1 protein-coding gene is annotated in these 234 nt (G+C 40.6%); it reads right to left on the bottom strand.

Annotation, left to right across the window (positions count from 1 at the left end; genetic code table 11):
- Positions 1-128, bottom strand: a 128-nt coding sequence (locus tag R0K30_RS23615) for a TetR/AcrR family transcriptional regulator (protein WP_410613476.1), incomplete at its 3' end; no start/stop codon positions are given.
- Between the last annotated feature and the right edge of the window lie 106 nt (positions 129-234).

A 234-nucleotide genomic window follows, 5' to 3' on the forward strand; every position in this document is an offset into this window, starting at 1 on the left:
GTGTAGATGGTTCCCTTCCCCACATTTGCAAGCTTTGCCACCAGATCCATTGTCGTTGCTTTGTAGCCGAATTGTGTAAAAGACTTCGTTGCCGCTTCCAGAATGAGCTTTTTCCGATCGACGGACATGTTTCCCACCTCGTTAAATTGACCGTTTGAACGTTTTAGTCATTTTGTACATAAGATAACTTATCACAGTCACAAAGAAGATTCAAATGTTTTTTCTCTTTATTGG

The organism is Bacillus sp. SIMBA_154 (assembly GCF_046536015.1).
Lineage (GTDB): Bacteria > Bacillota > Bacilli > Bacillales > Bacillaceae > Bacillus > Bacillus pumilus_P.